Here is a 13,114-nt window from a genome sequence, read left to right as displayed (position 1 = left end):
CCGGACCCCAAAAAACAAGGGCCGCTAAGCGGCCCTTGTTCATGCGAGGACGTTACTCGTCGACCGCATCTTCGCCGTCGCGACGGCTCATGCCGTACTTGCGCATCTTCTCCACCAGCGTGGTACGGCGAATGCGCAAGCGCTCGGCGGCGCGGGCGACGATACCGTTGGCATCGTCCAGCGCCTGTTGGATCAGCCCCTGCTCCAGGCTACCGAGGTAGTCCTTCAGGTCCAGGCCTTCAGGCGGCAGCATGGCGTGACTGGAGAAGTTCGGCGTGTGGCCATTGATCGCCACGCGCTCCTCGAGGTCGCTGCGCAGGCTGTCTACCAACTGCTCGTCCTCGTCATCGACATAGCGGAACTTCTTCGGCAGCTCGGCCACGCCAATGACCCCGTAGGGGTGCATGATGGCCATGCGCTCGACTAGGTTGGCCAGCTCACGCACGTTGCCCGGCCAGCCATGGCGGCACAGCGACATGATCGACGCCGAGTTGAAGCGAATCGAGCCGCGCTTCTCGTGCTCCATGCGCGAGATCAGCTCGTTCATCAGCAGCGGAATGTCCTCGACCCGCTCGCGCAGCGGCGCCATCTCGATGGGGAAGACATTCAGGCGATAGTACAGGTCTTCGCGGAAGGCCCTTCCTCGATCATGTTCTCGAGGTTCTTGTGGGTCGCGGCAATGATGCGCACATCAATGCTTTGGGTCTTGTTGCTGCCCACGCGCTCGAAGGTACGCTCCTGCAGCACACGCAGCAGCTTGACCTGCATCGGCAGCGGCATGTCGCCGATCTCGTCGAGGAACAACGTACCGCCGTTGGCCAGCTCGAAACGGCCTGCGCGGCTGGTGATCGCACCGGTGAAGGCACCTTTCTCGTGGCCAAACAGCTCGCTTTCCAGCAGCTCCGCCGGAATCGCACCGCAGTTGACCGGCACGAACGGCGCCTCGCGGCGCTTGGAGTGGTAGTGCAGGTTACGCGCCACCACTTCCTTGCCAGTGCCAGACTCACCAAGGATCAACACGCTGGCATCGGTATCGGCCACCTGCTGCATCATCTGGCGCACGTGCTGGATCGCCCGACTGGTGCCCACCAGGCTGCGAAACAGGTTCGGCTCGCGCTGACGACCGCGCTCGCGCGCTTGGTCGTACATTTCGCGATAGACCTGTGCGCGGTGCAGCGAATCGAGCAACTGGCTGTAGCTTGGCGGCATTTCCAGGTTGGAAAGCACGCGACGGCGAAGCTCTTCCGGGAAGTCCGCAGAAGAAATTTCACCTAAAAGCAGGACAGGAAGGAACTCATCCCAGGCCGCCACGGTCTTAAGCACGCCCAGAATGCTGGACGGTGCATTGACAGTGCCGATCAGCACGCAGAGCACCTCGCGGCTCGAGGACAATACCTCGACCGACTGCTGCCAGTCGCTACTGGAACAGGAGAGGTTCTCTTCACCGAGAAAGTTCAGGACCACCGCCAGATCGCGGCGGCGTTCGCTGTCGTCATCGATCAGAAGGATCTTGGTTTCACGCCACATTAAATAGCAACTTCCCTAGTCATATCGGCGCCCGCAGGCAGGCTCGAGATCATTCCGACTGAATGGTCAGTGTTCGGACGTCTGATTGTCGAAAACAGCCACTAGTTAAGTCAAAAAACAGCCCATAGTCAAATTTATGGCGCAAAGCTTTTTGTATCATCCAGCGATCAGCTGAACAGATGGTATACCTTTGCCGCACTTTGCGCCTGACGCATCTGCGTCATTTCGTCGACTATCGATTGACGCTCGCCACTTGCAACCTCGATCAACTGCCCGTAGACCTGCAGCAATTGCTCAAGGCTCGAACGCACTTCAGCCTCGTTGCTGAGCGCTTCGGCCAGCACATCCTCGACGCAAACACGGCACTCAAGGTCAAGCTCACCGACCGCCTGCCAGTCACGACTGGCCAGCGCAGCCAGCAACTCGTCACGCGTGCGCTCGATACGCTCGATTACCTCGCTCATACCACCTCCCGCTTCACAGGGCCGCCGACTAGGCGCCGATCGCGTCCCAGCCTTCCTTGACCGTGACCAGCAAGTCCCTGACCTCATCGAGTATCGACGGGTCATTCTTCATGTTGGCCTCGCTCAGGCGACGCGTCATGTACAGGTAGAGGTTGTCGAGGCGATTGAGCTCGTCGGTCATGTTGTCCCGATCCAGGCCTTCGCGCAGCCCGCCAATGATGCCGATGGCCTTGCCGATGGCGATGCCCTTGCCAGCGATGTCGTTACGCTGCATCGCACCATGGGCCTGCGCGATACGGTCTAGGCCACCCTCCATGAGCATCTGCACCAGACGATGGGGGCTCGCCTCGGAAGTCTGCGCCTGGGCGCCAATCTTCTGATACTGCCGAAGGGCTAACATTGGATTCATGAGTACCTCGTCACCACGGGGTTGCTGTATGACCGGGCTATCGGCGCGGCGTCAAAAAACTTTAGCAAGAATACGAAAAGCCCGGCAGCGCGTCACGCGTTGCCGGGCTTTTGGCGCTGACTTGTAGCACAGGCCGAAGCCTCATGCGGGGTCAGGAGTTCTTCCGCTGGGCGTTCATGGCGTCGAAGAAGGACATCACGCTATCGCGCTGAGCGTTCAACTGGCCGACCAAGGTATCCATGTTGTTGTACTTCTTGGTCAGCGAGCTTTCCAGGTCCTTGATGCGGGCATCCAGCGCGCTCTGCTCCACGCCAAGGCCTTTTTTGGCGACCTCGAGCGTTTTGCTGCGCTCATCCAGCACGCCACCGGTGGTGGAGAAGGGCTCCATGGCCTTGGTCATGCGATTGAGCAGACCGTTTTCACCGTTGAACAGGTTCTGGACTTCTCCACCCAGCCGCTGCTCATTGATCGCCTTGGTGAACGTGGTGCTGTTGAATTCCAGCATGCCACTGCCCTGAACGGTATTGATACCCAGCTGCGAAAGCACGCTGAGCTGCCCCGAACCACCGCTATTGGGCACCACCAGCTCGTTACGCATGGCGGCAAGCATGCCGCGTATCGCAGGGTCGCCTGCCAGGGCCGGCGACTTCCAGTTGCCCTGCGCATCCTTGGTCGAGACGCTGACCGTGTTGACGGCAAGCACCAACGCATTGTAGGCATCGACGAACGACTGCACCGACTTCTTCAGGCCCTCGGTGTTCGCGGAAACGCTGACACTCACCGGCGACAGCGTTTCGGTCTTGGCAAGCAGCTCGAAGGTCATGCCGCTAACGGCGTTATCGACCTTATTGGATTTGCTGGTGAGCTGCATGCCGTCGATTTCGAACACAGCATCCTTGGCCAGCTCGCCTACGCGGCCAGCACCACCACCAGCGGTCATTTCCGCTGCGGGGTCGATGGTCAGCACGCCGGAAACGGAAATGTCCGAACCCTCGCCCATGGTGTCGGAACTGATCACCAGCCGCGAGCCAGTACCGTCGTTGACGACGTTGGCGGTAAAGCCTTTGGAGCCGGCATGGGCGTTGATCGCGTCACGGGTCTGCTGCAACGTGGCATTGGCCGGAATGGCAACGTCGATATTGGTGCCATTCTGGGTGATGGTCAGCGTGCCACCACCGGCGGACACCACGGAGTTTGCGTCAGTGAAACGCTGGCTGGCCACCCGCGACGCCGTGGCCAGCTGGGACACCTGGATCGAATAGCTGCCATTGACCGCCGAAGCGCCGGCGGTGGCCTTGACGTACTTGTCGTTGGAGGAAACAGCCGTCGACCCGAGGAATGCCGGGTTAGTGGTGTCATTGAGCTTCTTCAGCGCGGCAGAGTAGGTCGACAGCGCGTTCTTGAGGTTACCTATCGCCGAAATCGATGCGGTGTTCGCCGACGTACGGCGGTCGAGCTGGCTTTGCTTGGGGGTTTTCTCTGCATCGACCAGGGCCTTCACAATGGCCGTGGTATCGAGACCGGAACCCAGCCCCAAACCCGGTAAAATTGGACTTGCCATTACCTTCTCCTTTTCTGCTCGACGCCGACACGCTGAGGTGCCTCACCAGCACCACGACAACCGTTGAAATGACCTGCGGATCGTCAGACTTTCTCGTCGAAGAGCAGGCTGTTGACACCTTGCATGTTCCGGGCCAACTCCAGCGCGGTTTCCGACGGAATCTGCCGGATAACCTCACCGCTGTCGCGGGCAACGACCTTGACGACCCACGTACCAGTGGAATCATCCACCGAAAATTCCAGGTTGCGCTGCAACGACTGGACGAAATCCTGTATTTCCTTCACGGCCGAGTGTAGCTCGACCTCGCTCTTCGGAGCGTCTTGCTGCGATGCCTTGAAGGCCTGCCCGGAGGCTTTCTCGACCGACTCATCCTTGTAGACGTTGCCAAGAGCCGTAGACATCGGATACGACGGGCTCGACTTTACGCTTATGTCCATCGCACATCACCTCTGAAAGTAAAAAGCGAGGGAGCGTATGCACACCCCCTCGCTGAACTTCATCGCACTATTACTGAAGCAGTTTCAGTACAGCGGATGGCAGCTGGTTGGCCTGGGCCAGAACTGCGGTCGAAGCTTGCTGCAGGGTCTGCTGCTTGGTCAGCTGAGCGGTTTCTGCGGCGAAGTCGGTGTCCTGAACACGGCCCATGGCGGCAGCCGAGTTCTCGTTCATGCTCTGCAGGTTGTTGATGGTCGACTGGAAGCGGTTCTGGATAGCACCGAGGTCCGACTTCTTGTTGTCAACGGTTTGCAGGGCGGCGTCGATCGCGGTGATCGCGCCGTCAACGGCAGTGTGAACGGCGGAGTCGGAAGTACCCGAGATCGCCAGGGTGCCAGTGCCGACAGCCAGGGTGGAAGCGGCGAACGAGGTGCTCATCGAAACGCTCAGGATCTGGCTGGTGCCAGTCATCGCGCCAACCTGGAACTCCATGGTGCCAGCAGTGCCGTTCAGCAGCTGCTTGTTGGTACCGAAGGTGGTGGAGGTGGCGATACGAGTGATCTCGTCCGACTTGGCAGCGAACTCTTTGTTCAGAGCAGCGCGTTCAGTGGTGCCGTTGGAGTCGTTACGGGACTGCAGAGCCAGTTCACGCATACGCTGCAGGATGTTGGTGATTTCCGACAGTGCGCCTTCAGCGGTCTGGGTGATCGAGTTACCGTCGTTGGCGTTCTTGATGGCAACGGTGGTACCGGTAACCATGGTTTGCAGCTTGTTGGCGATCTGCTGGCCGGCGGCGTCGTCTTTGGCGCTGTTGATACGCAGGCCGGAAGACAGACGAGTCATCGAGGTGCTCAGCGCGTCGGAAGCTTTGTTCAGGTTCTTCTGCACGCCCAGCGAAGTGGTGTTGGTGTTTACGGTTAAAGCCATGACGAATTCCTCGTTGGATGGATACTGTGGCTTCCGGCCCTGGCGTCCGCCGGGTGTGGCCTAGAGAACCTTCGTAATGGTTATCGTCGGTTTTGCAAGTTGCTTTAGGGTTTTGCCAAAAAAAAATGCCATCACGGCGCCACCCCTTGTAAACCGGGCCTTACAGCCACCCCCCCATCCCACCCCTGCAACCACGAAGCGTGATCGACATCACACTTCAGTGCGAAGCGCCCTGCTCGACCAGGTGCAGCAACTCGTATTCGAGGTAGTCGGCCAGTGCCAACCAGTCCTGGCGCTGCTGCGCATCGAGCATGGCCTGCAGCACCACCGCCCCGGCCTGGGGCTCGATTTGCGGCAACACGGCCTCGAACAGCTCGACCATGCGCAGAGCCCCCGCTACATCCCGCCCCAGACGGAACAGTGCGGCGCATTCACGCAGGGCGTCGTCTTGATCGATGGCACTCACGAGCAGAACTCCGTGTCGAATGTGGTACCGGCGATCTGCGCGCCCGCTCGGCTGGTGTTTTGGAAGCGTACCTGGGGATGACGCGCAATAAACCGCTCCAACTCGATCAGGTAGCCGCGGAAGTTGAGCTGGGTACGCACCCGCTGGCCATAGCCGTCCAGCACCCAGTGCCGCGCCGCCGAGACCGCAGGCCCCAGGACACCATCGTCCCAGCCCGTGTGGGTACGATCGCCCGGAAAGGCGAAATCGGCGCCGAACAGGGTAATGCGCCCCGCCCCCATCTTTACCGCCAGGTCCGCCGCGGGGTGAATCACACTGCCACCAACGAACAACTCGGCACGTGGTATCGCTTGGCGCACCTGCGCATACAGCGCACTGGCCGAATACGCGCTGTAGCGGGGCCCACGCCAATTGCCCAGCAACTCGACATCCAGCATCGGCATGTACACCAGGGCGGTCGCCGCCGAATCGTCGGGCGGCAAGTGACGCAGGCGGATCTTATGGTCGACGCTGACCACGATGTCGGGCTGAATACCAGCGCGTAAAAGTGGCAGGTAAGCGGTGTCGACACAGATGAACAGCGGCCGCCCGGCTTGTGCGCGGACCCTCGCCAAGGCCGGCAGGTGCCCGGCCAATGTGGGGCCAGTGGCGATCACATAGCAATCACGCCCGGCCTGGGTATCGAACAGAGCCGCCACGTCAGGGTCTTGGCGCAGCAGCGGCAGGCTGTCTTCGAGCAGTTTCTGCAGGCGCGGGTCGGCCACATCGAAGGCACGGTTGTTGTCCGACAGGTGCGCTTCGCTGATCAGTCGATCGCGGATCTTCGCATTGAAGTCATCGGCCAACACCAACTCCGATGGCGAGGCGAAGAACGGCAGGGCAATTTCCGCACTGTCGCCGGCATAGGCCAACTCGACCCGTGGGTCGGCAAGCCAGTCGGACTGATCGAGCAGTTGCAACACCTGTAGGAAGAGTGCGCCATTGAGCAGGTAGACCTGCAACTGGACGAGCCCAGGGCGCTCCAGCAACACACGTGGCAAGTCGCCCAGGCCCACGCCATACAGGTGAACGATGGGGCTGTGCGCGGGCAAGCTGGCCGCCTGCATGCGCGCTTCGGCAAGCCGGTCGTGGCGGCTGGTGAGCTGAATGCCGCAGACGCTCAGTGTCGAGCCCAAGCCTTCCACCAACTCGACCTCGAGGGCGCCCCCCTCCTCGCCGTGCAGGCGCTCGAACAGCGCCGGCCAACGGCCCAGCAGCACCTCAGCGTTACGCTGGAAAAACTCGCTCATGGTTGAGCTTCCTTTGCCCGCAAAACACTGGAGATTATCCTACTGGCCAATGGCTGCGAAGTGCTCGCCCGCCAAGGCGGCGAGCACAAGCGGTGTTCAATCGGCCTTGTGCAGAATGGCCGAGCCCCACGACAGGCCGACCCCGAAGCCGCTTATCGCCACGCGTTTCCAGGTGCCGTCGAACATGTGCTTCTGCAACAGCAACGGAATGCTCGAGGACACGGTATTGCCGGTTTCCAGCATGTCCTTGACGAACTTGTCGGCCTGGGACTTCTCCGGATCTTCCTCGAAGCGGCGCGCCACCGCATCGACGATCGCCGCACTGCCCTGATGGATGCAGAAGGCGTCGATATCCTGGTTCTGCAGGCCCGACTCACCCAGCAACTCATGCAGGTGCGCCGGCACCTTGACCAGGGCGAAATTGAATACCTGACGGCCGTTCATGTAGAACTCGCCGTCGGTGATCTTCAGATGAGGCGCCCCTGCGCCGTCGGTGCCGAATTTCGACTTGCCCAGCTGCCAGACGGCGTCTTCGCCCATCCAGGTGGCGGTGGCGGCATCGCCGAACAGCATGGTGGTGTTGCGGTCTTCGGGGTTGACGATCTTGGAGTACGGGTCGGCGGTCACCAGCAGGCCGTTCTTCAGGCCCGTGGCCTCCATGAAACCCTTAAGCGCATAGATGCCATAGACATAACCGGAGCAGCCCAGGGAAATATCGAACGCCGCGACATGGGTCGGCAGGCCGAGTTTGTCCTGGACGATGGCCGCGGTGTGCGGCAGGCCTTCCTCGTCACCGTTCTGGGTAACGACGATCAGCGCATCGATGGATTCGCGCTTGAGGTCGGGGTTGGCAGCGAACAAATTATTGACGGCCTCGACACACAGGTCGGAGGTTTCCTGCTCGTCAGACTTGCGGGGCAGGAAGCTCGCGCCGATCTTGCCGAACATGAACGCTTCGTCCTTGCCGAATTTGGCGCCTTGTACATAGTTGTCCAGGCCGGCAGCGGGCACATAGCTCGCGATGCTTTTAATGCCGATCATCATGGCTTCCCAATAAATAACAGCTCAATACCACCGCTCGGATGGCTCGAGCGGTGCCTGAAAAACGGGATCCGTCGCCCGGTGGACTGGGCGGCAGGCAGAGGCAGGCATGCGGCGTTCGCACACGACCCCATTTATGGTTACAGAGGAAGATGCCCGCTCTGACCGATAGGTCACGAATATTTTGAGACAATCGCATATTTTGCCTGGGCCCGTCACCCAGGCATTGGGGTTGTCAGTGTGCGGGCACCGCGCAGGCAAGGCGCCTGCGAGCAGCTGCTTTCAGTCGAGCAGCGACCAGTCCAGCGCCGTACCGCGGGTAAGCGCGTGCCGGGCCTTGCGCCCGAGTACCGCGTCGAGATGCCCTGGCGCCAGCCCCAGGCCCGGACGGATAGCGCGCACATTGCTGCGGTCGAAGACCTCGCCAGCGACCATGTCACGCACCACGTACAGCGAACGACGGAAACGCCGCGAGGCCTCCTCGGCCTGGGTCGCGCCATAGTGCACTCGCCCCAGCGACTGCCAGCCACGTTCGGTTTCCTGAACCAGCGCCGCCATTTCTGCAGGCTCAAGGGAGAACGCCGCATCCACGCCGCCATCGCTGCGGTCAAGGGTAAAGTGCTTCTCGACCACCGTGGCGCCCAGGGCCACCGCCGCCACCGCCACACCAACACCCGTAGAATGATCCGACAAGCCAACCTGGCAACCGAACAGCTCGCGCATGTGCGGGATGGTCAGCACGTTGCTGTTGTGCGGGCTCGCCGGGTAGGTGCTGGTGCACTTGAGCAACACCAGGTCACGACACCCCGCCTCCCGCGCCACCTGCACGGTGCGCTCAAGCTCCGCGAGGCTGGCCATGCCGGTGGAAATGATCATCGGCTTGCCGGTGGCCGCCACTTTGCGGATCAGTGGCAGGTCGGTGTTCTCGAAGCTGGCGATCTTGTAGGCAGGCACGTCCAGGCTTTGCAGAAAATCCACCGACGTTTCGTCGAACGGTGTGGAAAAGGCCAGCATGCCCAGCTCACGGGCGCGCTCGAAAATCGGCCGATGCCATTCCCAAGGAGTGTGGGCTTTTTCGTAAAGCGCATAGAGCGACGACCCATCCCAGAGGCTATTCGGGTCGGCAATAAAGAACTCGCCGTGTGCCAGGTCCAGGGTCATGGTATCGGCGGTGTAGGTCTGCAATTTCAGCGCATGAGCACCCGCAGCCGCTGCCGCCTCGACGATCTCCAGGGCACGTGCCAGCGACTGGTTGTGGTTGCCGCTCATTTCCGCGATCACCAGCGGTGGCTGGTCTGGGCCAACACAACGGTGCCCGATGTTGAAACTGTTCATGGGCTACTCCGGAAATACCCGTTCGAACGAGCACGGCGACTGAGCGAAGCCTGCACTCGCAAATAATTGCAATGATGCCTGGTTGTCGGGGAGCACCTGGGCCTCGATCGCCTGCAGGTCTGGCCAGCGCGCACGTACGCAGGCCTCGCCACGGGCGAGCAGTGCCCTACCCCAACCCAGGCCGAAACGCCCTGCGAACAGATACAGCGACACCCGCACCCGCTCACCCGGCAAACGATCGTAGCGCACGCTACCCACCGGCCCATCGCCGGTTTCGGCGATCAGCAGCAGGCGCTGCGAATCCGACAATGTGGCGGCCAGCCAGGCTTGATGCGCCGTCCAGTCCAGTGCCTGCGCCTGTAGCGAGCGGCGTTGCACCTCGGGCGCGTTACGCCCGTCAAACAGCAGCCGCGCATCCTCGAGGCGCGCCGGGCGCAAGACAAACCCGTCGCCCAGTAAAGCCACCGCCACCCGCTGCGCGCCGCGGCCATCGACCTGCGCACGACTGCGCTCGGCGAAACTCTGGCGCAAGCCCTGGTTGCCCAGCAGCAGGGCAATCGCCTGGCGCAACGTCGCCACGTCGATCTGCCCCGCCTCGCCCAAGTAAAGGTGCATGCCCGCCTGGGCCATGGCTTGCGCGTTGGCCCGCTGGTTGTCGGCCACGCTCACGCACAGGCTTGGCAAGCCCATGACTGCGCGCTCCCAGGTAGTGCCGCCTGCAGCACCGATGAACAGGTCCGCCGCCGCCATCCGCGCTGGCAGGTCGTCGACATAGGCATGCAGCTCCCAGCCCTCATGGCGATCGCACAACTGCCTAAGCCGCTCGTCCTGGTCGCCCCCGAGCCCGGCGATGCAGGTCACCTGCAGCCCTTGCAGTGCGGACAGCGCCTGCAAGGTCTTGGGCAGCATGCCGGCCACATCGAAGCCGCCGAAGCTGACCAGAACCCGTCGTGCCGAGTCCATCGGCGCAATCGCCGAGCCCTGGAACGCGGGCCGGACCAACGCATAGCGTGGCCCCAACAAACGACGGCATGCCGCTGGCAACCGGTTCGCGTAGAACGCCTCGCTGGCATTGAAGTTTTGATTCAACAAAAGATCGGCCGCATGCTCACGGTTGGCCAGGTCGTCTATCACTGCGATACGTTGGGCGAATGCCCGGGCGGCGTGTTCCCAGCGGGCATCCAAGCCGTAATGGTCGACAATCACCCAGTCGAAGCGCGCGTGCACCGGCAGGGCCTCAACCAGCTCGGCGATATCCGCAGCCCAGCGCTCGATGCCTGGCACGTCCCTGGGTTGCGACCAGGCGAAAACCTCGAAGCCCTCTTGCTCGATGGCGGCCCGACGGTGACCGTCAAGCAGGCAGCACGCAAAGCTGACCTGCGCCCCGTGCGCGCGCAAGGCATGGGCCAGGGTCAAGCAGCGTGCCGTATGACCGATACCGATGGACGAAGAAGCGTCGGCCCGTACCAGTACCTTCACCGATCCAGTTCCCCGCCCGCCTTGAGCGCCTCGTACAGGTACTGCGCACGTAGCCAATCGTCCTCGGTGTCGATGTCCTGGACCAAATGCCGGGGAATGATCACCGGCAAGCTGCGCTCGGAGTAAAGCACCTCGTTTTCCAGCCAGGCCGACACCCGCCCCCAGTAGAACTGACCGGCATCCTGATAGGCCGGCGCCAGGTCCTGCGATCGGGTCTCACGGAACTGTGGATACAGCGGCGCCACCGCCCCCTGGGTATCCAGCATCAGCGCCCGCTGCACAGGGAAACCGAAACCACTCACCGAAAAGGCGAAGGAACGCTCAGGGTGCTGGTGCAACAACGCCAACCCTTCATGCAGGTAGCGCTGCTGCAGGAACGGTGCCGTGGCATAGATGCAACAGGCATGAGTCAGGTCTTGGCCCTGGCTCAACAGTGTCTGTAGGGCATGACTGATCACCGAATGGGTGGTCGCATAATCATCGGCCAGGTGTGCTGGCCGGCGAAAAGGCACCTGCGCCCCGTAATCACGGGCCACCGCCTCGATTTCAGGATCGTCGGTACTGACCACCACCTGATCGAACAAACCACTGGCGCGCGCCGTGAGGATCGAGTGGGCGATGATCGGCATCCCGGCGAAGGTCTTGAGGTTCTTGCGCAGGATTCGGCTGCTGCCACCGCGAGCTGGAATGATCGCGACGTTATTTCCCATACGTTCAGTCATGCACACAGTCCACCGGCAGCTCCAGCAACCTGCGCAAACTGTCGACCACGTGATCCTGCTGGGCATCGGTCAGGTCGGGGTACATCGGCAAGCTCAGGGCCTGCGTGTAATACGCTTCGGCCTGCGGAAAATCCCCAGGCTTGAACCCCAAATCGCGGTAATAGGGCTGCAAGTGAATGGGGATGTAGTGAAGGTTGACCCCGACCCCAGCAGCCCGCATACCGTCGAAGATTTCCCGGTGCGAACGCGCAACACGATCGCTGTGCACCCGCACCACGAACAGGTGCCAGGCGGACTCGGCCTCCTGCTGGGGTGCCTGAACGCTTACCGGCAGCTGCGCGAGCAGATGCTGGTAGCGAGCGGCCAGCTCTCGGCGACGGGCGAGGAACGCCTCCAATCGCGTCAACTGGGAAAGGCCAAGGGCGGCTTGCAGGTCGGTAATGCGGTAGTTGAACCCCAGTTCGAGTTGCTGGTAGTACCAGCCACCATGGCATTCTTCGGTCATCTGGCTGGGGTCACGAGTGACCCCATGGCTTCGCAGCAAGCGCAAGCGCTTGTCCAGGTCCGCCCGATTGGTAAGGACCATGCCGCCTTCGGCTGCGGTAATGATCTTGACCGGGTGAAAGCTGAATACCGTCATGTCAGCGAATTCGCCACAGCCAACCGCCACACCCGCATAACGCGCACCTATCGCGTGGGCAGCATCCTCGATCAGCGTGAAACCGTATTGCCGGGCCAATGCCGCGATCGAACGCATGTCGGCGCTTTGACCGGCGAAAGCCACGGCAACCACCACCTTGGGCAGGCGTCCCTCCCGGGCGGCGCGTTCGAGCTTCACCGCAAGTGCGCCGGCATCGAGCGCCCAGGTGTGCGGATCGATATCGACGAAATCGACCTCGGCCCCGCAGTAGCGCCCACAGTTCGCCGACGCGACAAAGCTGATGGGAGTGGTCCACAGCCAATCCCCCTTGCCGAGGCCGGCAGCCAGGCAGGCCAGGTGCAAACCAGCAGTGGCGTTGCACACCGCCACTGCGTAACGTGCGCCACAGTACTGGACGATGGCTTGCTCGAAACGCTCGACCATTGGCCCTTGGGTCAGCCAGTCGGACTGCAAAACCTCGACGACCGCGGCGATGTCCGCCTGATCGATGCTTTGTCGGGCATAAGGAATCACGCCAGCGACCCTGCGCAGGAATCTATCGCTCGGCCTTTGGGGAGGAAACCGGACCACACTGCAGCACGTTGCGACCGGCAGGCCTCAAGCAGCCGCTCGATCAAGCGGCGCCCGAACGACCCGGCTCCACCGGAAATGAAAATGGACTTGTCGTCGAACATACAGGGATCCTAGGGGCGGCGCGATCAACGGAGGATCGCGCCTGGTGGCAGAGTCAGGCAGGGCGAGCAGCCTACAGATTTCTGACTCGCACCCTCCATGACCCTGTCAAAAGCAAGTTTCAGG

Annotated in this window: 12 protein-coding genes and 2 pseudogenes; all 14 read right to left on the bottom strand. The window is 61.8% G+C overall.

Annotated features, from left to right (window positions below; translation table 11 throughout):
* Positions 1 to 52: 52 nt before the first annotated feature.
* Positions 53 to 1,527 (bottom strand): annotated as a pseudogene (gene fleQ / locus ACQKPE_RS09860) (transcriptional regulator FleQ).
* Between the two features lie 167 nt (positions 1,528 to 1,694).
* Entirely contained in the window at positions 1,695 to 1,991 is a 297-nt protein-coding gene (fliT, locus tag ACQKPE_RS09855; protein ID WP_427665334.1) for a flagellar protein FliT, read from the bottom strand.
* Between the two features lie 28 nt (positions 1,992 to 2,019).
* Positions 2,020 to 2,400: a flagellar export chaperone FliS gene (fliS, locus tag ACQKPE_RS09850; protein ID WP_427665333.1), complete on the bottom strand. Its 381-nt coding sequence runs from the start codon at positions 2,398 to 2,400 to the stop codon at positions 2,020 to 2,022.
* A gap of 151 nt (positions 2,401 to 2,551) precedes the next feature.
* Positions 2,552 to 3,961, bottom strand: a complete 1,410-nt coding sequence (gene fliD / locus ACQKPE_RS09845) for a flagellar filament capping protein FliD (RefSeq protein WP_427665331.1) — start codon at positions 3,959 to 3,961, stop codon at positions 2,552 to 2,554.
* Between the two features lie 83 nt (positions 3,962 to 4,044).
* Complete coding sequence (locus ACQKPE_RS09840; protein ID WP_427665329.1) at positions 4,045 to 4,398, bottom strand: flagellar protein FlaG; 354 nt, start codon at positions 4,396 to 4,398, stop codon at positions 4,045 to 4,047.
* 70 nt (positions 4,399 to 4,468) lie between these two features.
* The gene (locus ACQKPE_RS09835) at positions 4,469 to 5,323 is read right to left on the bottom strand and encodes a flagellin domain-containing protein (RefSeq protein ID WP_427665327.1); all 855 of its coding nucleotides are present in this window, start codon (positions 5,321 to 5,323) and stop codon (positions 4,469 to 4,471) included.
* Positions 5,324 to 5,540: 217 nt separating this feature from the next.
* Positions 5,541 to 5,789, bottom strand: coding sequence for a hypothetical protein (locus ACQKPE_RS09830; RefSeq protein WP_427665325.1), 249 nt, complete (start codon positions 5,787 to 5,789; stop codon positions 5,541 to 5,543).
* Positions 5,786 to 7,078, bottom strand: coding sequence for a motility associated factor glycosyltransferase family protein (locus ACQKPE_RS09825; RefSeq protein ID WP_427665323.1), 1,293 nt, complete (start codon positions 7,076 to 7,078; stop codon positions 5,786 to 5,788). Before ACQKPE_RS09825 ends, ACQKPE_RS09830 begins: the two co-directional genes overlap by 4 nt.
* A 96-nt stretch (positions 7,079 to 7,174) precedes the next feature.
* Complete coding sequence (locus ACQKPE_RS09820) at positions 7,175 to 8,119, bottom strand: ketoacyl-ACP synthase III (protein ID WP_427665322.1); 945 nt, start codon at positions 8,117 to 8,119, stop codon at positions 7,175 to 7,177.
* 282 nt (positions 8,120 to 8,401) lie between these two features.
* Positions 8,402 to 9,454, bottom strand: coding sequence for a pseudaminic acid synthase (gene pseI / locus ACQKPE_RS09815; protein WP_427665320.1), 1,053 nt, complete (start codon positions 9,452 to 9,454; stop codon positions 8,402 to 8,404).
* Between the two features lie 3 nt (positions 9,455 to 9,457).
* Complete coding sequence (gene pseG / locus ACQKPE_RS09810) at positions 9,458 to 10,933, bottom strand: UDP-2,4-diacetamido-2,4,6-trideoxy-beta-L-altropyranose hydrolase (RefSeq protein WP_427665318.1); 1,476 nt, start codon at positions 10,931 to 10,933, stop codon at positions 9,458 to 9,460.
* Positions 10,930 to 11,655: a pseudaminic acid cytidylyltransferase gene (gene pseF, locus ACQKPE_RS09805; RefSeq protein WP_427665317.1), complete on the bottom strand. Its 726-nt coding sequence runs from the start codon at positions 11,653 to 11,655 to the stop codon at positions 10,930 to 10,932. Before pseF ends, pseG begins: the two co-directional genes overlap by 4 nt.
* Positions 11,648 to 12,829, bottom strand: coding sequence for a UDP-4-amino-4,6-dideoxy-N-acetyl-beta-L-altrosamine transaminase (gene pseC, locus ACQKPE_RS09800; RefSeq protein ID WP_427665315.1), 1,182 nt, complete (start codon positions 12,827 to 12,829; stop codon positions 11,648 to 11,650). Before pseC ends, pseF begins: the two co-directional genes overlap by 8 nt.
* Positions 12,830 to 12,879: 50 nt before the next feature.
* Positions 12,880 to 12,990, bottom strand: a pseudogene (locus tag ACQKPE_RS09795) (UDP-N-acetylglucosamine 4,6-dehydratase (inverting)); the annotation flags it as partial.
* Between the last annotated feature and the right edge of the window lie 124 nt (positions 12,991 to 13,114).

The sequence above is a fragment of the Pseudomonas sp. NPDC089554 genome, from assembly GCF_050280645.1.
Lineage (GTDB): Bacteria > Pseudomonadota > Gammaproteobacteria > Pseudomonadales > Pseudomonadaceae > Aquipseudomonas.
This window is presented reverse-complemented; position numbering and strand designations above follow the sequence as displayed.